At 65.6% G+C, this 26,687-nt stretch carries 1 protein-coding gene; it reads left to right on the top strand.

What is annotated here, in order from left to right; translation table 11 throughout:
• Nucleotides 1-26,685: an LEPR-XLL domain-containing protein gene (locus tag VFW84_RS00855; RefSeq protein WP_329678533.1), complete on the top strand. Its 26,685-nt coding sequence runs from the start codon at nt 1-3 to the stop codon at nt 26,683-26,685.
• The last annotated feature ends 2 nt before the right edge of the window (nt 26,686-26,687 follow it).

Genomic DNA, 26,687 nt, shown 5'->3' with positions numbered 1-26,687 from the left:
ATGAAGCAACACCCCCGATCCGCACGTCAATCGGTCTCCACCCTTCGTTCCTCTCTGTCTCGCCTGCTGGGCGATGTCTTCAAGGGACGAGACCCCGTTGCCGGGGCGGGTGAGGTGGGCCGAAAACCGGCTCGGGCGGATCGGCATGGCTTCGGTCTGGAGGCCATCGAGCCCCGCGTGCTGCTGTCGGCAGACATCGACTACCCCAGCCTGTCCAATGTGGGCGATGTCGGGGTGACCGAGCTCACGCTGAAAGTCGAGAATTCCGGGGGGCTCTTCCTCAAGCTGTACGAGACCGCCAACCTCGCCAATGAGGTGGCTTCGGTCGAGTTTGATGGTGCGGGCGACGAAGAGGTCAACATCGGCCGGGCACTGGACGTGGGCGCGGCCTTTGGGGACACCATTCACCTGGATCTGAGCACCTTCTCCTTGCTCGATACCTTCGTGAACGCCCATGGCGGCACCCTGACGCTGAACTTCGACGGGGGTTTGCAGGATGTGTTCAGCGACGAGCTGATCCTGCAGGGCTCGGGCATCCTCAACTACAACCTGACCCTTCAGTCCAACGCCGACATCTCGGTGCCGGGCTCGGTCAACCTGACGGCCGATGACATTTCCCTGAATGTGTCGATGACCGACACCGGTCTGCCACCGGTGGGCGACGAGTTCTTTGCCGACACGGATGCGGACATCACCGTCAACGGCACGCTCCAAGGCGCCAACATCTCCTTGAACGCCACCTCGACGATCGACGTCGACAACGACAGCCTGGGCATCAGCGGCTTCCAGTTTGCCGCCATCTATGCCAACTCCAAGGCCGAGGTGAACATTGGCAACGGCGCCCAGATCACGGCGTCGGGCAATGTGGAGGTGGCCGCCATATCGCGGGCCACGGCCAATGCCTCGATGGCATCGCTCAACTCCAACAACAACGCGTCAGCCGATGCGGCCGTGGCGGGGGTGACCATCGTCAGCGATGCCAAGGCCCGTGTGACGGGCAATGCCGACATCAATGCAGGCGGCCATGTTCACATCCTGGCCACCAACGAATCGATCGCCACGGCGCTGGCGGACGGCACGCCCGGCGGCGCGGGGGCGACGCTGGGTCTGGCCGTGATCACCGGGGACACGGAAGCCTCGGTGAATGGCTCGGCCACCATCGATGCCGCTTCGGTCAAAGTGCATGCCGACACCGCCAACACCCTGACGGCGCTGGCCAAGTCCACGTCCGGCGGTGCCACCAATGGCGGTGGTGCGCCCACACAGACACAGCAGGCGCTGGCCAACAACAATGCGGCCACGAGCGGCGGTAGCGTCGATCTGGCCGCCGCCGTGGCCGTGGGCACGCTCGTCAGCGATGCCACCGCCTTTGTCAACACCTCGGGGCACATCGTCTCTACAGGCAAGCTGGAGGTGTCGTCCAGCACGGTCTCCAAGGCCAGCACCGTGGCCGATGGCAGCAACACTTCGGCCAATGGCAGCAACGTCGGCATCGGCGTGGCCATCGGTGTGGACCTGGTCACCAACGATGCTCACATCGCTGGCAGCGGCACCTACACGGTGGGCGCGCTCGATGTGAAGGCGGACATGGCCGATCGCACGCTGGAGTTCATCAAGACCTCGGTGAACGATGGCAACAATGAGATCGATCTGCTGGGGGGTGGTCACAATCTGCAGACGGGCGACGCCATCGTTTATCACAAGGATGCCGCCGCCACCGCCATCGGCGGTCTCACGGATGGCCAGACCTATTACTCCGTGGTGCTGGCCAACGGCAAGATCAAGTTGTCGGATTCCAAGGCGCATGCGCTGGCGGGCACCGACATCGTTGACATCACCAATGCCGGCAGCGCCACGGGCCACCGCTTCACCGATGCCAGCCAGCAGAGCCTGATCCTGACCCAGGCCACCTCGGGCGCGGGTGGCGGCACCACCGGCGTGGCGGGCTCCCTGGCGCTGGAGGTCTCGCGCAGCACCACGACTGCTTCAGTCGATACCGGTGCCACGGTGAATGTGACCGGCGCGGGCGATGTGATCGTGCAGGCCATCAACAAGGTGGACAGCACCCTCAAGGCCAGTGGCCAGCAGACGGACAGTGCCGATCTGGGAGTGGGCGCATCTTTTGGCCTCAACATCGCCGAGACGGACACCGACGCGATCCTGCGCACTGGCGCTTCGATCGTGGGCGCCGATGCGATCACGGTGGACGCCCAGTCCAAGGCCGATGTGAAGACCGTGGTGGACGGTGGCTCGGGCGGTGACACCGGCGTCACACCGCTGTTTGCCACCACCGTGACCCACAATGAAACCCTGGCCACGCTGCAGGCCTCCGCCTCGGCCCTGACGCTGGGTGGTGATCTGGCGGTGAAGGCCGCCCACACCGGCCTGGCCGACACGCACGTGGAAGGCGCCACGCAAGCGGGCGACACGGGCGTGGGCATTTCGCTGGGCCTGACCATCGCCACCGATGTGGCCTCGGCCACCGTGGCGCGCGACATCACGGTCGGTGGTGCGGCGCTGATCTCCGGCACCACGGTGTCCAACAGCAAATCGAATGCGAAGGCCAGCGTGGCTGGTGGCAACGAAGACGACGCGCCGGCAGACGGTTCAGCCGATGCCGATCAAGGCGGGGTGAACAAGCAAGTGGGTCAGCAGACCGACTTTGCTGGCAACCGCGCATCCGCTCAAGGGGCGGATGCGGGCACGGTGGGCAACACCGATGGGGCCTCGGCGGAAGGCAGTGGCGGCGCCAAGGTGCAAGTCGCCGGGGCCGGTGCCATCACCGTGGCCAAGTCCACGTCCGAGGCGGCCATTCTGGATGGCCTCAACATCATCGTCGGCAATGCCGGTGCCAACAAGACGCTGACCGTCCAGTCCGAGAACAACACGGATGCCGAAGCCGTGGCCGATGCCAGCACGGTGGTGACCGGTGAGGGCGGCAGCTCCAGCAACGGCACGGGCGTGGGCATTGCCGTGGCCGTGAATGTGGCCAAGGCGGTCAACCATGCCACCATCGGCGACAGCACCGTCACGGCCGATGGCGTGATCGTCAACGCGGGCATGAAGGACGTGTCGGGTGACACCACGCACACCTTCAAAGCCCAAGCCACGTCGGGTGCCAGCGGTGCAGACACTGGCGTGGCCGGTGCGCTGGCCGTGAATGTGGGCATGAGCGACACAGTCGCCAAGGTGGCCAACAACGCGGCCATCACCATCACGGGTGGCGGCGACGTGAGCATCACGGCCACCAACAACGTCAAGAACGAGGTCAAGGCCACCGGCAAGCAGACGGGCGGCGGCAGCATTGGTGTGGGTGCTTCGCTGGCGCTCAACATCGGTGAGACCGACACGCAGGCCATGGTGGGCGATGGCGCCACGATCAGCGGTGCGGACGACCTGACCCTGAATGCCACATCGAAGAACGACATCAGCGCCGAAGGCGAGGGCGGCTCCAAGGGTGAGACGGCCGTGACGCCCGTGGTGGCCACGGTGGTGGCCCACAACGACACGAAGGCCACACTGGGCACCTCGCCCAGCATGATGAACGTCACGGGCGATGTCACCGTGGGCGCCACGCACACGGGCTCCTCGCTGGCCGATGCCAAGGGCGACACCGAGTCTGGCGACACGGGCGTGGGCATCTCCCTGAGCCTGGCCATCATCACCGACAGTGCCGTGGTGACCACCCACCGCGACATTGGCGCTGGTGGCTCGGTGGCTTTCAACGCCAAGAGCGATTCGTCGAACAAGACCAAATCCAAGGCCAGCGTGGCCGGTGGTGAAGAGGAAGACGAAAACACGCCAGAAGATGGCGTGGACCAGAAGGTCCAGGGTGAGCGCGACACGGCCAACAGCCGTGCCGACAGCGCTGGTGCCGGAGCGGGCACCACCGGCAGCACGGACAAGGCTTCTGCCGAAACCTCGCAAGGCAGTGGCGGCTCCGGCACCAAGGTCAGCGTGGCCGGTGCCGTGTCGATCACGGTGGTCGAGTCGGTGGCCGATGCCTCCATTCCTTCGGGCCGCACCATCCATGCCGGCACCAGCACGCCGGATGGCACGCTGAGCGTGCACGCCGAGAACAACACCGATGCCAGCGCCGTCGCCGATGGCAGCGCCACGGTGGCCTCCAGCGGCACGGGCGTGGGCGTCGCCGTGTCGGTGAACGTCGCCGATGTGGTCAACCGCGCCACCATTGCGTCCACCGCCGAGATCGAGGCCGATGGGCTGAGCATCACTGCAGGCATGGGCGAGCGTGAGGTCGAGATCACGCCCGAGTCCAAGACCGTGGTCAGCACGGCCGATGACACCATCTTCCTGGGCGCGGGCCATGGCCTGGAAACGGGCGACAAGCTCACCTACGACAAGGGTGACAGTGGCAATGACGAGATCGCCGGTCTGACCGATGGCGACGAGTACTACGTCATCGTGGCCGACGGCGGCAAGATCAAGTTGGCTGCGTCTGAAGAAGATGCCGAAGCCGGCACCGCCATCGACCTGACATCGACCGGCACGGGCACGGGGCACAAGCTGGAGCCAGACTTCCTGGAGTTCTCTGACGACGTGGTCTTTGATCCGTCGGCATCGGTGGTGATCCTGACCCTGGACGAAGGCAGCGATCTGCAGACCGGTGAATCCGTGGTGTACCAGAGCGGTGCGGGGGATGAAATCGGGGGCCTGACCGATGGCACGGCCTACTTCGTCATCCTGCTGGGCGACGGCACGGCACAACTGGCGGCCACGCGTGAAGACGCGCTGGCCGGCAAGGCCATCAACCTCAGCAGTGTGGGCACGTTGGCTGAGCACACCCTGACCGACACCACCCATGCGTTTGCGACGCAAGCGACCTCGGGTGCCAGCGGTGGCGACACCGGCGTGGCCGGCTCGGTGGCCATTGGCATTGCCGATGTCGAGACACACGCCACGCTGGCCTCGGGCGCATCGGTGCTCATCACCGGCGCACAGGACGTCGAATTCAAGGCCGAGAGCCACTCGGCCAGCCTGGTCAAGGCCGAGCCCAATGGCGTGGCATCGGGGGGTGATCTGGGTGTGGGCGCGTCGTTCGCGCTCAACATTGTCGAGGCCGACACGCGTGCCGCCGCCGAAAACGGTGCCACGCTGGAGACCGATGCGGGCGTCACCGGCAACGATGTCGTGGTGGATGCCCAGTCCCAAGACACGATGACCACCGTGGCCAAGGCCGGTGCGCAAAGCACCGATGGCACGGCCATTGGCGGTGGCGTGTCCATCGTCATCTCCGATCGCGACACGACGGCCCTGCTGGGCAATGGCGTCGACCTGAGCATGTCGGGCTCGACCAGTGTCACGGCCGATCACGTCAATGTGATCGACACGCAATCCGACGGTGAGGCCGGTGGCAAGGGCGTGGGCATCGGTGTGGCCGTGGGCGTGGCCGTGGTGGTCGACACCACCACCGCGAAGATCGAGGGCGCTGTGTCGTCGGACGATGGTGTGGCGGTGGAGGCAACCTCCAGTGTCACCAGCACCAATGTCGTCAAGGGCAGCGCCAAGGGCGCCGATGGCGGCGAGAGCGACAACGACAAGAAGTCGGCCGACGAGGAAGGTGCCCAAAGCGCCGACTACGGCAAGAGCCGCACGTCCAACGATTCACGCTCGCGCAGTGCGAGCAACCCGAACGCCAACGACAGCATCAGCAGTGGCAATGCGAGCGCCGCCGGTGCCGATGCCCAGAACAATGACACGGGCTCCGGCACGGGTGACGGTCAGGGCCAGGGATCGTCCATCAAGGTGGCTGCCGCTGTGGGCGTCAGCTATGTGGAGACCGGTGCCTCGGCCATCGTGAGCGATGGCGCATCGGTCACGGCATCGGCTGGCGAAGTGTCGGTCAAGGCCCTCAACGACACCGACTCCACGGTCAAGGCCTCGGGCCTGGCGATGGCCGACAGCGGTGATGAAGGTGGTGGTGGCGGCGGCGGTGGCTCCAACGTGGGCGTGGCTGCGGGTGTGGCCGTCAACGTGGGCAGCATCGACACCGTGGCCCGCATCGGCAATGCCGATGTGGAAGGTGCTGGGGTCAAGGTGGAAGCCGGTAACAGTGCTGGCCAATCGAACGACTTCATTGCCTGGGGTCTGGCGGGTGCCGGCGCCAAGCAAAGCGGCAGCAGTGGCAGCAGCACGGCGGTGGCCGGTGGCGTGGGCATCATCGTGGTCAATGCCAGCACCGACGCCGAAGTTCTCACGGGTGCCGATGTGCGCTCGTCGGAAGGCGTGGACATCACGGCCCGTGGCGACATCGGTCAGCAGAACATCGCAGGCGCGGGTGCGGCTGCATTGGGTGGCAATGGTGGCGCAGCGGTCGGCGCAGCCGTGTCCGTCAGCGTGATCAACAACGACACCCAAGCCACCGTTGGCAATGTCGACATGGATGCGGCCAAGGCGATCCATGTGCTGGCCGATGCGTCGGTCAAGCCCCTGACGCTGGACCTGCCGGTGCTGCCGGACGTGGACGTTTCGGCCATCGCCATGGGCGGTGCCGTGTCGCAAAGTGGCGCCGCCATTGCCGGCTCCTTCATCGTCAACGTGGTCACCGAGACCACAGAGGCTTCCATCGGCAACAACGCCGAGATCAACCAACGCGGTCTGTATGCCGCCACCACGGCGCAGGACCTCAGCGTGCGTGCGCTCGATGAGGTCAAGCTGACCGACATCGCCGGCGCGCTGGCAGGCAGCCTGGATTCCGCGGGGATCGGCGCCGCCGTCGATGTGCAAGTGCTCACGGGCCATGTCAGCGCCACCATCGGCGATGGCGCCCTGGTGGACACCGGCGGCACCGTGGTGGCCGAGGCCAAGAGCAACAACGACCAGTTCTCGGTCGCGGCCAACGTGGGCTTCAGCAACAGCAGCGTCACCGTGGGTGGGGCCGTGTCGGTGCTGGTGGACAACACCGACACCACCGCCACCATCGGCGAGGCCGCCCAGGTGGATGCGGGCGGCAATGTGATCGTCGAGGCCATCGGCGACAGCGAGATCCAGGCCATCGCGGGTAACGCGGGCGTGTCCACCAGCTCCAGCGCGGTGGGCGTGTCCAACACCACCGTGGTGCACAACGACACGGTGCTCGCCAAGATCAAAGACGACGCTCAGGTCACGGCACGCGGCAACGACGGCACCACGACCATCCAGAGTGGCGAGCGCGATGGCGACAAGAACCGCACGACCGAGGCCGTGCGCGGTGTGGCGGTGCAGGCCACCTCGTTCGAAGATCTGCGCACCATCGCAGCCGGCTTCAGTGGTGCCTCGTCCATCGGCATCGGTGGCTCGATCACGGTCAATGTGCTCAATGAAACCACCACGGCCTCCGTGGGCCGGGGCGCCACGATCAATGGCAGCCTGGCGGGCAGTCACAGCGGTGCGGACGTGCTGTTGCGCGCCAAGGATGGCACCGATGTCTTCTCCATCGCCGGTGGTGCCCAATATGGCGGCACGGGGGGTCTGGGCGCCGGTGTGGACATCGGCGTGATCAACAAGGACACCCAGGCCTTCGTGGAAGACACCGCCTCGGTCAAGGCTCGTGACGACATGCGCGTGCTGGCCCAATCGGATGAGGACGTCTTCTCCGTGGCTGCCAACATTGGCGTGGGCGGCTTTGCCGTGGCCGTGTCGACGGGCGTCTACAAGGTGGACACCGACACGGCCGCCTACATCGGTGACGGGCTGGCTGGCCATGCCACGGTGCAGACAGGCGGGGATCTGACCATCGCGGCCGACGACACGGCCGACTTCAACCTGATCGCGGGCAGTGCGGCCATTGGCACCAGCTCTGCGGGCGTGGGCGTGTCCAACACCACCCTGGTTCACAACGACACGGTGGACGCCTATGTGGGTGCGGACTCGGTGGTGATCACCCAGGGCGCGCAGGGGCTGTCGGTGGATGCGACCTCCGCCGAGACCCTGCTGACCGTCGTGGTCGCGGGCGCGGGTGGCTCGACCGCCGGTGTGGCTGGCTCGGCACCGGTGCAGGTGATGAACGAGAAGACCCGCGCCAAGATCCGTGATGGTGCGCGCATCAATGCCGACCCGGCCGATGCGGCTCTGCCAGCGGCGTCGGCCACGCAGAGCGTGTCGGTGCATGCCTCTGATACGACCGATCTGATCGGTGTGGGCGGTGGTGTGGCCTTCGGCGGCACGGCGGGTGTGGGCGCGGGGGCCGAAGTGCTCTCGCTGGACAAGGACACCGAGGCCTACATCGGCGGCGCGACCGTGAACGCCAAGGGCGACGTCTCGGTCGTGGCCGAGTCGGATGAAGAGATCGCGGCTGTGGCCGCTGCCATCGGCGGGGGTGGTACGGTGGGTGTGGCCGGATCGGCCGGGGTCACCGTCATGGACATCACCACGGTGGCCTTCATTGGGGATGACACCGCCACGGACAGCAGTTCACGCACAGCGGGTGTGGCCCATGTGGTGGCCGATGGCAACGTCATCGTCACGGCCGACAGCGGCTCGGAGATCGACCTGATCGCCGGTTCCGTGGCTGTGGCGGGCACCGTGGCGGTGGGCGCCTCGGCGGCCGTTACCGTGGTCGACAAGACCACCGAAGCCTATCTGGGCCGCAATGCGGACGTCACCGGCAAGGGCAACACCAGCACGGTGGCCAATCTGGGCGCCTTCGCGGCAGCCTCCTACGCGCCCGATACGGGCTCGTCCGACTTTTCCGGCCTGGATTCCGAGGGCCATTACAGCGGCGACATCGACCTGTCGCCACCCGATGCCAGCGGCGTCGAGGATCCGTCGGATGAGAGCAGCAACGACACCCCTTCCAGCCCCTCGCTGACGGGTAACCGCAGCATCGAGGCAGCCCAGGGCAGCGTGCGTGGCGTGGCCGTGACAGCCACCAACAAGGACAACATCGAGACCATCGGTGCCTCGGGCGGCGGTGGCACTGTGGGGGTCAATGTCAGCGGCGTGGTCAACACCATCACCGCCAACACCAACGCCTTCGTGGGCGAGAACGCCCAGGTCAACCAGGACACCACGGGCACCATCGATGCGGGCCAGAACGTGCTGGTTTCTGCCGCCAATGACTACCACCACATGGCCATCGTGGCCACCGCCTCGGGCGGCATGGTGGGCGTGGCACTGAATGCCGATGTCACGGTCAGCCACACCAACACCTCGGCCTACATCGACGATGGCGCCAATGTGCGCGCAGCCGGGGATGTCAAGGTCGATGCCACGGGCCACGAGGACGTGATGTCCTTCGCCTTCAGCATCGCCGGTGGTTTCGTGGGGGTCAGTGCGCCCGTGTCCGTCATGGACGTCAATGCCACTACCCAGGCCTACATTGGTCAGAACGCGGCCAGCGATGCGGCGGGCACCGAGGTGCTGGCCGGCGGCAGTGTGTTGGTGGCGGCGGACAACACCACCGACACCTTTGCCATCGTGGGCAGCGTGGCGGCCGGTGCCGTGGGCGTGGGCGGTGCGGTCACCGTGGTGACCGTGAGCAAGGACACCGACGCCTATGTGGGTGAGCACGCGAGCATCGATGCCAAGGGCGGCACGCTGCTGTCGGGCGTCTCCAACGGCACCCTGGACAGCAATGGCAACTTCGGTCAGGGCAGCCTGCGCGGCCTGGCCGTCACGGCCGATTCCGCCGAGCACATGTTCGTGCTGGGTGCCTCGGGCAGCTTTGGCTTCTACGCCGGCGTGGCCGGTGGCGTGGCGGTCGATGTCATCGACTCTGACACCAGCGCGACCATCCGCGACAGTGCCGACATCAACCAGGCGGTGGACAACGCCGCCACGGCCCATGCCGATCAGGCAGTCAATGTCTCGGCCACCAATGATGTCGACGCCTTTGCCTTCGCGGGTGGCGTGGGCGTGGGCATCGCCGGCATCGGCGGTGGCGTCAACGTGGGCATCATCCGCAACGATGTGAATGCCAGCATCGGCACCCACACCGAAGTGGCTGCCCGCGGCAATGTGGATGTCAACGCCCTGGCCAACAAGGAGATCGAAACCATCGCCATCAGCGGCGCAGGTGGCGTGGCCGCCATTGCGGGCTCGGTGTCGGTGTGGAACATCGGTGCCGAGTTCAGCTCCGACTACAGCGTCGAGCAGCGTGACGAAGACGGCAACAAGACCGGCGACGAAACCGACAGCGCACTCAAGAGCGATACCGAGGTGCCGGTGCACACCTTTGCCCCGGGCTCGACCCTGTCGGGCAGCACCTTCAACATCACGGGCCATGGCTACGACACGGGCGACCGTGTGGTCTACCGCAGCACGGACGGCGCCGACATCGGTGGCCTGCGCGACGGGCAGACCTATGTCGTCATCAAGCTGAGCAACAACAGCTTCCAGCTGGCGCGCAACAACGACGATGCCCTGGCCGGCACGGAGATCACGCTCAATGGCGCGGCGGCCACGGGCGTGTCGCACAAGCTGGAAGGCTCCAGCACGGGCAGCTCGGCCTCGCACGCCGAAGGCCAGACCGACGAATTCGCCTCCAGTCTGCAGGGCTACGAGAGCGCGGGCGATGCCCCGGGTGACGCCACCGACGATGGTGCCTATCAGCAGTCGATGATCACGCAGAGCGCCTCGGCCAAGATCAGCGCCAAGAGCAGCAGCGGCAAGAGCGACGCGGCCCTGTCGGCCACGGGCAATGCGGCCAAGTCCGGCACCGTGGCGTCCATCGACGATGGCGCCGTGGTCATCGCGGGCGACAGCATCGACGTGATCGCCAAGGAGCGCATCGAGTTCAACGCCCTGGCCGGTACCGGCACGGTGGGTGCCGTGGGCATCGGTGCGGGCATCGCCATCCTCAACATCGGCAGCACGGTGGATGCCTTCATCGGCGATGCCACCATTGTGGCGGGCACCGGTCTGAGCGACCGTGTGTCGGTGCAGGCCGATCTGGTCACCGACATCAACGCCAAGGCCTGGGGTGGCCAGGCGGGTCTGGTTAGCCTGGGTGCCCAGGTGGTGGTCATCAATGACGACAGTCAGGTGCTGGCCCACATCGATGCCGGTGCCGACATCAACCAGGCCGGTGACAAGGTGCTGGTGCGTGCGGGCGCAGATCGCGACGTCACGGCCGAGGCCTTCGGGGCGCAGTTGTCTGGCGTGGCCCTGGGGGCGTCGGTAGCCTCGGTCAATGTCGGCGGCGAAACCTCGGCCTGGGTCAATGGCGATATCGGTCAGGCCGGTGGCCAGACCGTGCGCGACGTGCAGATCACGGCCTCGTCCGGTGGCACGCTGGTGGCCGAGTCCACCCAGGGCGCCATCACGGGCTTGCTGGGCCTGACGGGCGCGGTGGCTCTGGTCAACTTCGATCCGACCATCCTGGCATCCACAGGGGTCAACAGCGACATCAAGGCCACGCGAGACATCACCATCAGCAGCGGCTCCACCGTCGATGTGGACGCTGACGCGCTGGGCGTGACCTTCTCCGGCGTGGGGGCCATGGGCCTGTCCTTGTCGGTGGCGTCGGTCAAACCGGTACTGACCACACGCGTCAACGGCGACCTGCGCACCACGGGGTCCGGGTCGGTCAAGCTCAAGTCCAATGCGGACGTGGATGCCGATGCCTACGCCACGGCGGTGTCGGGCGGCCTGCTGCTGGGGGCCGCGGGTGCCATCGCGATCTCCGACGCCGCAGCCGGCCTGGAGACCGAACTCAACGGCAGCATCCAGTCCAATGGCGCGGTCGAGATCACGGCCGATGCCATCAACCAGAGCAACGCCGAGTCGGCTGGCCTGGGTGGCGGCACGGTGGGCATTGGCGTGAGCTTCAGCTCGGCGCGCACGGGCGGCCTGGTCGATGCGCATTCCGATGGCAGCGTCACCGGCACCTCGTTGCTGGTGCGCGGCACCGCCACGAACGATGCAGAGGCCGAAACCTTCGCGCTGGCAGGCGGTCTGCTGGCCGTGGGCCTGAACTACGCCACGGTGGACATGACAGGCATCGTCAAGTCCCGCCTGGGTGCCAATTCCTTCACCGACACGCTCAATGACGTGCAGGTGCTGGCCACGGCCAACAACACCGGCAAGGCCAAGGGCCATGGCGTGACCGTGGGTGGCATTGCCATCGGCGGCATGGTGGTCGAGGTCGATCTGGGTCAGGGCAATGGGGTGGATGAGGTGATCGCCTCGGTGGACGACAACGCCCGCATCGACGATGCGCGCTTCGTGACCATCAAGGCGGAGAGCAACGATCTGCTGCTGGCCGATGGTGAAGCGGCGGGCGGCGGCCTGGTGGCCGTGCTGGGCGCGGCCACGTCGACCGACAGCGACCAGTCCACGGCCGTGCGCATGGGCACGGGCTCGGAGATCGTGGCGCAGTCCGTCACGCTGAGCTCCAACAACCACCAGAGCCTGGATTCGACGTCGGATGCACTGTCCATCGGCCTGGCCACGGGCGGTGGGGCTTCGGCCTCCAACCGGGCCACGGGCAAAGCCTTGATCGATCTGGGCAGCGGTGCCGAGATCACGGCCAACAACATCGTGCTGGCCGCGCGTGGCGAGTTCGACAAGGAACACTACGGCACCAACCTGTCCTCGGCCTCGGCCGCACTGGGCAATGTCAGCGTGCTGCTGAGCAACACCGATGTGGGCACGGGCGGCAACAAGTTCGGCTCCGAGGTCAACATCGGCAATGGCGCCAAGCTCACCTCCATCGGTGACAACGACAGCCAGGGCATCCTGCGTGTCGAGGCCCTCACCGACGTGCGGGCACTCGACCATGTCGAGGTCGAAGCCTATGGCGGTTTTGCCGTCACGGTGGGCCGCTCAGAGATCTCCACCGACACCACCGCCACCGTCAACCTCAATGGCGCGACGCTGGACAACAAGGCCGGTGATGTCGATGTCACGACCAAGACCAACACCGATGTGCGCACCGATGTGGATGTGACCATCGCCGTGCTGGTCAGTGGCGCGGCCACGGGCATCGCGCCAACGGACATCCACGCCAACAACAGCATCACGCTGAACAACGCCACCGTGAAGGGGCAGGATGTCAGCCTGATGGCAGGCGCCGACGCCTTCGGTCAGGTCAACCTGATCGACGGTTTCGCCAACGCCGACGTGCAGGCTTACTCGCTGCTGCCCAACATTGCGGTGCCGGCGCCCACGGTCAATATCGCCGAGGTCAATGCCATCAGCGTGCTGGGCAACTCCAAGGTCCAGGCCCTGGAAGACGTGGTCATCCGCGCCCAGGAAGGCCTGGGTGGCGACGAGCGCGGCACCACGGATGGCACCGTGCTCTCGCTGTCGCTGATCCCCTACGGCGTGTCGGTGCCCGATGGCGCCCACGCCAGCAGCAGCAACACGGTGAGCATCGCCACCACGGCCCGCGTCGATGCGGGCGTGAACAACCAGGCCCTGGTGCACATCCGCTCTCAGGTGGCCGATCCCGTGGCGCTGGACACCGAGCTGAGTGCCTCCGAGAAAACCGCCCTGGGCCTGTCGCCCGATCTGCACTACGAGTACAGCCGCCTCAATCTGGATGCGATTCCCTTCAGCATCAGCACGGGCACGATCATCGAACGTGTGTCCGGCGCGGGCCTGAACGGCACGGTCGGCCACTACTACAAGTTCCTGCCGGTCTCCGACATCTCCCTGAACGTGGTGCTGGAAACCGAGGACTTCAGCAATGCCTCGCGCTGGCAGGATCTGGGTGCCGTGGCGCCCGATCCCTCCGAGAACACCGTGTACCGCAGCGATGTGACCGGTGAGCTGCGTGATGCCCTGACCGACAAGTTCTACGTCATCAAGCCGGTGGACATGGACGCACCGTCCTTTGTCTACAAGAACCTGGGCAATCTGCTGCTGGAGCAGCGCGAGACCGTGCTGGCCTGGATCGAGAGCCATGGCTCCGATGCCGAAGCCGTGGCCCGCTACCAGGTGCAGCTGGACCTGATCAACGAGGCCCTGGACGAGCTAGGTCTGGTCGAGGTGGTCGATGGCGTCACGCTGATCAAGCGCGAGCTGGACGTGCTCTTCCTGGAGCTGCCCAACATCTATGCAACCCCGGGCTCTGTGTTCATCACGGCCGACACCGTGCGCAATGGCTCGGGTGTGCCCACCACCGTCAATGCGCTGATCTCGGCTGGTGCCGTGATCGCGCGGGCGGGTGCCGAGATCGAGATCGTCAACAACACCCCCTTCACCATGCAGGTGAACGACGCCATCATCCGCGACACCAAGCGCGTCGCGGTGGTCAATGGCGCCTACACCGTGCTGACCCCGGGCAATGTCTATCTCAATGACGCGGCGGTGACCAACGAGGCCGACAACGCGGCCAAGACGGTCACCATCACCCAGGATGCGATGCCTCTGGCCAGCTACGGCATCGACACGAGCAGCCTGCCGGGCTTCACCAGCGCGCCCGACCAGGACATGTACATCGTCGGCGACATCATCAACGAGGTGGGCGATGTCACCATCGTCAACAACGAGGGCAGCATCACGGTGTCCGGCGAGATCCGCGCCGAGAACGTCAACATCGTGGCCGCTCGTGACTTCTCGCTCAACACGGACGACTGGTTCCACACCAACCGCGATCCGCGCCAGTACCTGAATTACGACGTGCTGCGCGCGGCCGTGTTCAACAGCGGCGGACTGCCCGATCTGGATGTCTTCAACGGCGCGGCCGATGTCAGCGATGGCAGCCAGACCCTGGCCGACTCCATCGCCCAGGACGAGTCCAAGATCCTGGCGCAGGGCCAGATCGCCATCACGGCGCGTTACCTCAACATCAATGGCCTGGTGCAGAGCGGCGTGCAGACCGTGAGTCTGCACATCGACAACACCTTCGTGCCCAATGCCACGGGCTCCCTGGTCGATGACGACGGCAATGCAGTGACCGGGGTGACCTTCGGGACAGACAATGTGCCGGTCGATGCCTACTTCGATGCCCAGCGCCAGGCCATCGTGATCGATGACCTGGTGCCCGAGGGCGGCCGTGTCATCCTGGCCGGTCAGGTCATGAGCACGGGCAACGGCAAGATCCGCGCGGCCTATGGCTACGCCAATGTCGACATCGTCAACGACAGCAATTACGACCTGATCGTCAACCGCGTGGATGCCACGCGCGACCGCGTGGGCAAGATCACCATCATCGACACGGCCCGCATCCTCGATGGTGCCGGCAATGATCAGGCCAAGCGCGAGTACACGGTGACGGGCTCGGGTGTGACAGAAACCGTCTATGACGGCGATCTGGTCTCCACCGTGGGCGGCAGCGATGGCTCCTACAGCCGCATCCAGTACACCCTGGTCAACACCATCAACCATGGCCTGGGCGATGTGATCCAGTTCGCTCCGCGCGATGGCCTGCACTATGTGTGGGTGGAAGGGCAGGAGAAGGTCAAGACCGAGGTCACCAAGTACGAGAAGAACAGCTTCAATCTGTTCGGTGGCAACACCGGTTTCGAAGACTGGCTGTCCAGCGACAACTCCTACAAGTGGCGCACCGTCAACTACACCGACGAGACCCCGCTGCTGGAGTCCGAAGCCGCCGGCATCATTGGCGGATCGGGTGGCACAGCCGCGCCGGTCTATGCCGACGACAAGGCCTACACCGTGGCCTACGAGCAGGTGTCTGATCCGGATGTGAACCTCGAGAGCGGCGTCACCACCGTGTGGGACGATCTGAACTACTCCGGTCAGGGCGTGCGTGGCTACCGCTATATCGGTGCGGTCAACACCGAGACCATCCTGCCGGGCGAAGATTTCTCGGATGCTGCCCGCTGGCAGTACGAGGCCGGCATCACCGACGGCAATGCCACCTACAACAGCAGCTTCAAGAACTACACCATGACGGTGGATGAGTGGGAGACGGGCGGCGGCTGGCTGCGCGAGAAGACCTACCACACCAAGATCACCATCATCACGGGTCTCAAGGACTACTACACCCACACCCTCAAGGCCGATTACCCCATCGATGTGGGCTTCATCGGCGGCTCGTCCTCTCCCTTCATCAACCTGCAGAGCAAGAAGGACCTGCTGCTGCAGGGCGATGTGAGCGTGGCCGATGGCGGCACCATCACGCTGACCTCACTGCAGGAGAACGTGCTGGGCGCCGAGCAGACGGCCATCTTCAATGATGCGCCGACCGTGTCGGCCGTGGCGGGCGAAGTGCGCCTGCTGGTCGAAGGCGGCAATGGCACCCTGGAGGTGACTGCCGGCAAGGACATCCATATCACGGCCATCACCGAAGATGTGGACAGCAGCCTGACCGTTGGCCAGGTGGTCACGACGGGCGGCGATGTGACCCTGGTGGCCAAGGATGGCATCGAGGCCAGCAACGCCGCCACCTCTCTGATCAAGGGCAACCGCATCGAGTTGTCGGCGGCCAGTGGCGACATCGGTGGCGACGGCACCCTGCGCATCGACAGCCACATCCTGGGCACGGGCGGCCTGGCCGCGCTGGCCGGTGGTGACATCGCGCTCAAGGAAATCAATGGCGTCCTGAACCTGATCCGGGCACAGGACTTTGCGACCGATGCGTCGGTCGAGGGCGGCGGCGATGTGTCGCTGAGCACCACGGCGGGCTCCATCCTGGACAAGACCCTGGAGCTGGACCTGCTGATCAACGATGCGCCTCTGACGGCGCAGCAGCTGGCCCTGATGGCGGCCCTGAATTCGGATGCCGATCCGACCAATGACATCACGGCCGATTCCTTCAAATACCCGGTTTCGCCAGGGCTCTACAGCTTCCTGTATCCGCACGCCGAGTTCATGGGCCTGACGCCCGTGCAGGTGGCCCCCGAGGTCGCCAATGTGGTGGGCGGCGATGTGACCCTGATCGCCGATGGCAATGGCCAGATCGGTCGCAGCCAGGCCCCGCAGGCCATCGCGCTCACCGGCGGCTTCGCCAGCCTGACGACGGACGAGAAGGCCTTGCTGGCTTCGGCAGGCGTCAGCGATGTGCTGGGCGTGCAGCACGCGACCTACCGCTTCATTGGTGCGTCGGGTGCGGCAGGGGATGACCTCGTCAACGAGGACTTCAGCAACGCGGCCAAGTGGCAGCACATCAGCTACACGAGCACGGGCGTGAGCAAGGCCGTGGTGGTGAACCGCAGCCTGAGCAACGGTGACTACGTGCTGGTCGAGTTCAGTCAGTCCGAATACGGTCTGTACCAGTACCTGGGTGGCGCAGGCACCTTCAACCTGTCGGTCGAGAACTTTGCCAACAACGCCCGCTGGGCCGAAGTCAGCGCCCAGCGTTCGACCGACGACGCCAGCAGCGCTGACCTGATCCATGGCCAGATCGTCGCCAACAGGCTGGCGGTCGAGCGTGTGGCCATCCAGTTGCAGGACGATGTCGATGTACTGGTCAACGAACAGTTGAAGGCCATCGCCGACGGCAACATCTCCCTGGATTCACAGGCCAACCTGTCCATCGACCATGTCGAGTCGGGCGGTGACGTGCGCATCCGCAGCGCGGGTGACATCACCGATGCCTATGTGGGCGGCACGGCGGCTGCCATCACGGCGGTGGGTGACCTGGTGCTGACGGGCAGCGGCGTGATCCGCGGCGACAACGCGGCCAACCCGCTGCGCATCCAGTTGTCGACCGACAGCCGCCTGTTCGCTGAAACACCGGGTGCCATCGACCTGCTGCAGGTCTCGGCCGATGCGACGGTCAACGGCCTGCCCGTGGTGGTCAACAGCCTCTATGTGGCCAACGTCAACTCCAATGTCGATGTGGCCATCGAGGTGGCTCAGGGCGACATGATCGTCGAGAAGATCAACGCCGGTGGCACCGCCACCCTGGTGGCGGACAACTCGATCGTGGATGCCTTCGACGACGCCAGCGGCCCCATCGTCAACGTCAGCGCCGCCAACCTGCATGTGCAGGCCGGCAACGACGTGGGCTCGTCCAGCAACTTTGTCGATGTCCTGGTCTCGGGTGATCTGTCCGGTCTCGTGGGTGACGATGTCTTCATCAACAGCCCCGCCACGCTGAACATCAGCACGCTGATCTCCACGGGCATCCCCACGCTGGGCAACGTCACCCTGACCGTGGAAGGCGATACCAACGTGGGCCTGATCCAGGCACGCACTGGTACGGTCAAGATCAACACCACGGGCTCCATCGTGGACCGCGATGACGAGAGCAGCGCGGACATCGAGGCCAACAGTGTCGATCTGACGGCCGACACCGGCAGCATCGGCACCGATGCCAACCCCTTCGACATCGACACCTCCTACACCGTGGCGGGCACGGTCAATGCGCTGGCCCACGGCCGCGTGTTCCTGATCGAAACCTCGGGCGACATGCGTGTCGACGAGGTCAGCTCGCTGACAGACGATGTGACCCTGGTGGCAGCAGGCTCGATCCTCGATGCCAATGCGGCGCTGGACCTCAACGTCACCGGCATCAATGTGACGCTCAATGCCATCGCTGGCAGCATCGGAACGCCCGGCAATGCGGTCGAGATCGATTCGTCCAACCCGACGGCGGGCCATGTGCACGCCACGGCGGCCGACAGCATCAACCTCACCGAGATCAGCGGGGCCTTGAACGTGGGCCAGGTCCACGCCAGCGCAGGGGATGTCATCCTGTCCGTGCGTGACTCCCTGCTCAGCGGTGAAGACCTGCTCATGGATGCAGCCGCCGACATCACGGCGGGCGACACCATCTTGCTGCAGGCCGGCGACAACGTCGCGCTCGATGCCGGCAGCACGGTGGTGGCGGGGACCCGCATCACCGTCCACAGTGGCACGGGTGACACCGGCAATGTGGATGCCGTGGGCACCACGATCACCATCGAGAACACCCTGGATGCCGTGGCGATCGAGATCGCCGGTGAGCGTCAGGATGACGTGATCACCTTGCGTCCCACCTTGATCGTCGGCCACACCCGCGTGCTGGGTGACACCGACGGCCTGGCCGGTGGCGACGATCTGATCATCGTGGACCGCATGTCCACGATGCAGACCACGCATGACCGCCTGGACGACGCCATTTCGGCGCAGGTGCGCGACACGGTGGACCTCGATGGCCGGGGTGGCACCGACACCTATGTGGTCTACACCCATGGCAGCGATGCTGTCGGGACCCACGACTACATCCTCAATGTGCTGGATTCGGGCGCCAAGAACGATGGTCTCGATACCCTGAACATCGACGGCACGGCGGCCGACGACATCTTCCTGCTGCGCAAGGTCGATGCCCTGGTCGAAGGCCAGTCGACCCCAATGAGCGACAACGATCCGGCCTTTGTGGCCCTGCTGCATGGCACGCTGGATCAGGTGCGCGACCCCAACGCGGCCAACCGCCGTCAGGATGTCGAGCGCATCAACTACGACGAGAACATCAACTCTCGCCTGGTGGTGCGCGGTCTGAGTGGCGACGACTACTTCGCCAGCGACGACAACAGCGCCATCACGACGCTGGATGGCGGCGCGGGCGCTGACGAGTTCCAGATCGGCCAGATCTATGGCTCGCCACGCATCTCCATCCCGGCGGGCAGCGACCCCGCCTCGGTGGCCGACGGCGATGCCTTCGACACCATCGAGACCACGGCAGGCTTCCTCAGCCGTGGCGCCAGCGTGGGCATCACGGCCTACGGTGGCACGGGCAACGACAAGTTCACCGTCTACAGCAACAAAGCCGAGTTGCGCCTGGAAGGCAATGACGACAACGACGAGTTCGTCATCCGTGCCTTTGCCCTGGTGGGCCAGGACGGCGTGTCCACCGAAGGGGATACCGAAGCCCTGGGTGGCTCCGGCGACGACGTGATCCTCTACAACGTCAATGCGCCGGTGGACCTGGACGGTGGTGCGGGCTTCGACAAGGTCGTGGTCATCGGCACCGAGTTCAATGACAACTTCGCCATCAGCGATGAGGGCGTGTTCGGCGCGGGCCTGAACGTCAAGTACGACAACATCGAAGCGGTGGATGTCGACGGGCTGGAAGGCGACGATCACTTCTTTGTGCAGAGCACCAAGGCTGGCGTGATCACCACGATCATCGGCGGCAATGGCAGCGACACCTTCGATGTGGCCGGTGATGTCACCGAGCCCATCGTCAGCATGGAGCTGGAAGGCCGCAGCGGCCTGATCAACCATCAGGTGAGCTCCGCGGGTGATCTGGCGTACGACGGCATGCTCGCTCCGGGCCTGGACCTCAACGTGGCCAATCCCCAGAGCGGTCAGATCGTGGTCGAGCAGTCCGATGGCAGCACCCAGGTGGGCGAGAACGGTGCCACCGTCGACACCTACACCATCCGCCTGGCCACGGCCCCCGAGGCAGGCAAGCCGGTGTTCATCAACGTGTCGGCCGCCCGCACCACCCAGGAAGAAGAAGACGGCCTGCCCACAGGCGACTCGGTCCTGGTCTCCACCGATGGCGTGACCTTCAGCCGCTATCTGGTGCTGGAGCTGAGCAGCACCAGCCCACAGCAGATCTGGGTCAAGGCCGTGGACGACGGTCGCGCCGAAGGCGAGCGTGTCTACGCCATCAGCCACAGCTCGCAGAGCGAGTCGGCCGGCTTCAACCACGTGGCCATCAAGAACGTCAAGGTCACGGTCTTCGACAATGACAAGCCCGAGATCATCGTCAAGGGCACGGGCGACAGTGACGAGGTGCTGGAGGGCAATGCCACCACGCAGATCACCGACACCTACACCGTGCAACTGGGCAAGCCCGTGCTGGCGGGCCAGACCGTCACGGTCACCCTCAGCCACGATGCGCAGGTCACGCTGTCCAGCCTGGACAGCCGCTACAACGCCTTGCTGGGCACCTTGAGCTTCGACGACAGCAACTGGGACATCCCGGTGACCATGGTGGTCACGGCCGTGGCCGATGGCATCGCCGAAAACCGCCTGCTCTCGCACATCTCGCACACGGCCACCCATGGCTATGCGGGCGCGAGCTTCAGCATGGCGGTGGTCGATGGTGACACCGCCGGCATCCTGATCGACGAAACCAACAACAGCACCATCGTTGTGGCCGACGATCCGGGCACGGCCGCCAACGAGGCCCTGGCCGACACCTACACGGTGCGCCTGACCAAGGCCCCGACGGCCGACGTCACGGTCACGATGCTGACCGATGGTCAGACCCTGACGGCGCCGACCTCGCTGGTCTTCACGGCCGCCAACTGGTGGATCCCGCAGACCGTCACGGTCAACGCCGATCCGGCCTATGTGGTCGATCCCGAGGCGCAGCCCCTCAAGGCCTTCCCGATCCAGCCGCATGTGGTCAACCGCATCGCCGGGCCGCTGTTCATTGAGGGCAATGTGGGTGAGGGCGCCGATCGTTCGCTGGTGCGTGCGGTCATCCTGCCCGATGAAATCGATCCGGCGCTGCCCGTCATCACGGCCGGTGGCGACGAGGCCACCTTCATTGACACCCTCAATGTCCACAACGATTCCAGCGTCTTCAACGACACGGGTGTGATGGACGTGGGCAGCTTGCCCGCATCCACCAACATCTCCGGTCTGGGCATGGCCGGTGACCTCACGCTCAATGTGGGCACCGATGCCGCGCCGATCCTGCAGACCTTTGCCGGAGGCATCACCTACCGTGATGTCGACGTGGCCGAGGTCATGCTGGGCCAGGGCGATGACACCTTCACCATCAACGCGACCCTGACGACCACCGCCAACCATGGTGGCCTCACGGTGGTGCATGGTGGCGGCAACAGCAGCCTGACAGCGGGCGATCACATCATCATCAACGGCGGTGGCGGTGCCAGCTCGCCGCTGGTGGTCTATGGCGACACGGCCCAGGATGGCGAGCGCTATGCCGGTGAGTCGGGCGTGGCCTCGACCCTGGCCATCGAGTTCGACTTCGCCGGCCGCGACATCATCGATGCCCGCAACGCCAGCAGCGGCCTGACTATTTACGGTGGTGGCAACAACGACACGATCTGGGGCAGCCAGGCCGGTGACCACATCGCTGGTGGCTCGGGTGACGATGTCATCAGCGGCCAGGGCGGCGTGGATCACATCTACGGTGACTCCGGCTTCAATGTCGACGTCAACACCCGCGTGCTGACGGTGCCGACAGTCAACACCAGCGCCACCCCGAACCATGACGCCTTGACGGTGGGCAGCGATGCCATCCATGGCGACGGTGGCGACGACATCCTCTTTGGCGACCACGGCATCATCGATCAGAGCGCAGGCACCCTGCGCATCCTGACGACGGGCAACGTGACCCGCATCGCCAGCGATCAGCCCGCCGTGGGCGCGGCCGACGTGATCGATGGTGATCAGGGGGTGGACCGCATCCTGGGCGGCCAGGGTGGCGACCTCATCCGTGGCGGCACGGAAGGCGATATCATCCTGGGCGACCATGGTGTGATCGACTACGTGATTGGCGATGGCGATCTGGCCACGGTCGATCTGGTGCGCACCAATGCACCGGACGACGGCGGTGGCGCCGATGTCATCGAAGGCAACGAGGGTGACGACCTCATTCTGGGCGGTGCGCAGGGTGATGTGGTTCAGGGCAACCTGGGCCAGGACATCGTCATTGGCGACCATGCCGAGGTCAGCTACACGGCGGGCCTCATCAGCCAGGTGGTGTCGACACAGCCCTCGGTGGGCGGCAGCGACAACCTCAGCGGCAGCGAGGGCCAGGACCTGCTGATCGGTGGTGCCGCAGGCGATCTGATCCACGGCAACGCTGGTGACGATGTGGTCTTTGGCGACAACGCCGAGGCGCTGCTGTCGGCCAGCCGCGTGGTCACCCGGATCACCTCGATCGCCAACACCATCGGTGGCGACGACACGGTCTACGGCGACGACGGGCAGGACGTGCTGGTCGGTGGCGCCGCAGGCGACCACATCGACGGCGGCACGGCCCAGGATCTGATCTTCGGCGACAACGTGCTGCTGGACCGCACGGCCCCGGCGGCGGATGCGGCCAAGAACCCGCGCTTCCGCACCCTGTCGGGCACGCAGATCTACAGCACCACGGCCGGCTCAGCGGGCAGTGTGCTGGTCACGGGGGCATCGCAGTCCGATCCGAGTGCCGTGACCTCCTGGGAGAACTTCGACATCCAGATCCTGGATCACGATCTGGCCACGCAGACGGCCGGGCTCAACAACTTCGGCCACGATGTCATCGCCGGTGGCGCTGGCAGCGACCAGATCTTCGGTCAACTGGGCAACGACAGCATCCAGGGCGATGGCAGCCTGGCGGTCAACGCCACGGCGGTGCGTCTGCCTGACGGCAGCCTGTCGGTGACGGCCTCGGTGGAAGCCGCCAGCGATGGCGACGACTACATCGAAGGCAACGGCGGCAACGACGTGATCTTCGGTAACCTGGGTCAGGACGACATCATCGGTGGCAGCTCCAGCCTGTTCTCGCTGAGCACGCCGACGCGCCGTCCGGATGGCAGCGATCTGGTGTTCGGTGGAGCGGGCACGGACATCGCCCGCAACGATGCGGGTGACACGGCCACCACCGGCCATGCCCGTGATGCCGACATGATCCTGGGTGACAACGGCAACATCTACCGCCTGGTGGGTCTCAATGGCACGGCAGGCATGGGTGTGGGCAGCAATGGCTTCTTGCAGTTCGCTTACGACCAGACCTCCACGGCCGAGGACCGTGGCACCCTGCGCATCGTGGTGCGTGGTGCCGAGCTGCTGGACTACACCCCGGGTGGCATCGACGTCAACGCCAATGCGATCCACGACATCGGCGCGGCCGATGAGCTGCATGGCGAGTCGGGTGACGACTTCATCTACGGCACCGTCGGCAGCGACGTGATCTTCGGCGAAGGCCAGGACGACGACATCGTCGGCGGCTATGGCAATGACTGGATCTCGGGTGGCACGGGCAAGGATGGCGTCATTGGCGACGATGGCCGCATCTTCACCAGCCGCAATGGCACGGCCGAATCGTTGTCGGGCATCGCCGCCACGACGCAGTCGGCCATCACCACACCGGGCAATGTGCAGCAGGCCACGATCAACGTGACCGGCACGCTCAAAAAGTCGGTGGACCTCACGCCCTTCAGCCAGGATGTCAACTGGCAGGGCACCGCGGACGAGTTCAACGGGGTGTCCAAGCACACTTCGGATGACATCATCTACGGCGGTCTGGGCGACGACTCTCTGCACGGTGGCTCGGGCGACGACGCCATGTCGGGCGCCGAGGCCCTGAGCGTGTTCTACGCCAAGCCGGTCAACACGGGCGACGTGCTGGGCTATGACCCGAACACGACCGAGTTCGCGCTCTACGACGAGTACGCACCGCGCACCAAGATCGCCAACTTCCTGCTCAACTTCGATGCCCTCGAAGGCGTGCAGCAAGGGGCCACGGCCATCTACTCCGATGGCGAAGACAAGATCTTCGGTGACAACGGCAACGACTGGATCGTGGGCGGCACGGGCCGTGACAACCTCTACGGTGGCTGGGGCGATGACCTGCTCAATGCCGACGACAATCTGGAGACCACGGGCGGCACCAACGATGCGCCCGACACGGCACCGAGCTACGAAGACCGCGCCTATGGTGGTGCGGGCCGCGATGTGCTCATCGGCAACACCGGTGGCGATCGTCTGATCGACTGGGTGGGCGAGTTCAACAGCTACATCGTGCCGTTTGCACCCTTCGGTCTGGGCACGGTGTCGCGCACCTTGCAGCCACAACTGGCCGAGTTCCTCTACGCCTTGTCGGCCTCCGACGGCGCGGACTTCACCCGGGCGGCAGACACTGGCTCAGACCCGGCCCGCAACGGCGAGCCGCAAGGCGAACTGGGTGTGGTGCGTCAGCAGGACTTTGCCTGGCAGGATCAGACCGGTGGACCGCGTGACCCGCAGGCCGGTAACCTGCCTGGCGGCAAGCGCGATGTGCTGCGCACGGCCTCCTTCGACGACCCGGCCGTGCCGCTGAGTGGCTTTGCGGCCGACAGTGGTCAATGGCAGGTCAGCGGTGGCGCCTTGCAGGTGTCGGCCACCTCGCCGAACGCCGATGCTGTCAGCGTCTTCCAGATCGGGGATGCGCTGCCCAGCTATTACGAGTTCATGGCCACGGTCAACGTCGTCAAGCCCACGGGCAGCTGGAAGGCTGATGCCTACCTGATCTTCGACTACATCAACGCCCAGGACTTCAAGTACGCAGGCATTGATGTGTCGACGAACAAGCTGGTGATCGGTCACCGGGACGCGAGCGGCTGGCATGTCGACACGCAGACCAATGTGCTGGTCAAGGCCGGTACCGCCTACAACCTGACACTGACCGTCAATGGTTTGGTGGCCACCATCAACCTCAACAACAAGACCTCGCTGTCCAAGACCTACACGCCGCCGCGTGTGGTCGATGGCTACGCCTATGGCTTGAACTGGGGCCTGGTGGGGGTGGGTTCGGACAACTCGCGCGGCACCTTCGACAATGTGCGCGTGCAGGTGGTGGCACCCGAGGCCACGACGGTCAAGACCGACGAGCTCACCACGATTTCGGGCGAGTTGCTGGCCGGTCAGGCTCGCACGGGTACCTGGACGAACAGTGCAGGTCGCCTGGCCGCCACACCTGCCGTGGGCACCGACCATGCCGTGCAACTGGTGACCCTGGGCGTCGATGCCATCCAGGCCTCGGCCCTGCTGGAGCTCAACACCAAACTGAGCACCTCGGCTCAGGGCGGTGTGATCTTCGATCGCTACGGCCCCAATGACTTCAAGTTCGTGGTGATGGACGCAGTGACCGACAAGGTCATCATCGGCCACCGCACCGAGAAGTCGGGCTGGGTGGTGGATGCCTCGGCCAGCAAGGTCATCGATGCCGGGGTCGACTACACCCTGGGCGTGAGCCTCAAGGGCTCGACCGTCAGCGTGACGGTCAACGGCTCGGCGGTGGTGGGCTTCAGCTACAACGCCGTGGCGGTGGATGGCCAGTTCGGTCTGCTCAGCAAGGGCGGCGCCAGCAGCTTCGACAGCATCACCGTCAAGACCAATGACAGCGAGGTGGCGGCGCAGGCCACGGCCCTGCTGGCGGCCACAGCGCCGGCGGCAGGGACGGTGGCCTCGGCCCTGGACAGCCAGGCCATGCAGCCGGTGCTCAACGAGGCGATCCGTCGCTGGTCGCTGAGCCAGGATGCCTTGCTGGCGCAGGCCCTGGCCCAGGTGGATGTCACCATCGGTGATCTGCCGGGTCTGCAACTGGGGGCCTTCGTCGATGGCCAGATCGTGATCGACCGCGATGCGGCAGGTCATGGCTGGTTCGTGGATGCCACACCCACGGATGACCGCGAGTTCCGCAGCAGCGGCAGCGAGGGACTGCTCGCGCACTCCGGTGCGGCCGCCGGTCACGTGGACCTGCTGTCGGTGCTGTCTCACGAGCTGGGGCATGCCGTGGGCCTGGGTCACGACGACCATGGCCTCATGGGCGAGACCCTGGACGTGGGCGTGCGTGTCACCCCGGTGAGCGCGGCCAAGCCTTCGGTGCCGGTCGATCTGTTCGCGACCCTGCCCTGGCATCAGGCCACGACGGCGGTCGGCCCGGCCGCATCCGCCGCACGGGCACCGAGCATCGACTGGTCGCGCAGTGTCGGCGCCTCGCCATCGCTGTCGTCAACACCCGCTCCGGTGAGCTCCGGCCAGTGGCAACAGGACTTCGTCAACCACCTCGCTCGCAGCGAGGCGGAGCGCAAGCCCAATGCCGGCCTGCGCATCACCCTTCAGCCTGAGGTCAGTGCTTCGGCATCGCCCTCGCTGTCTTCTCTCGATCAAAAACGCTAACC

The organism is Aquabacterium sp. (genome assembly GCF_036279655.1).
Classification (GTDB): Bacteria; Pseudomonadota; Gammaproteobacteria; order Burkholderiales; family Burkholderiaceae_C; genus Aquabacterium.
This window is presented reverse-complemented; position numbering and strand designations above follow the sequence as displayed.

What these genes read in the sequence shown, in the direction of transcription:
- VFW84_RS00855 (WP_329678533.1), top strand. Translation starts at nt 1, where the DNA reads ATGAAGCAACACCCCCGATCCGCACGTCAATCGGTCTCCACCCTTCGT.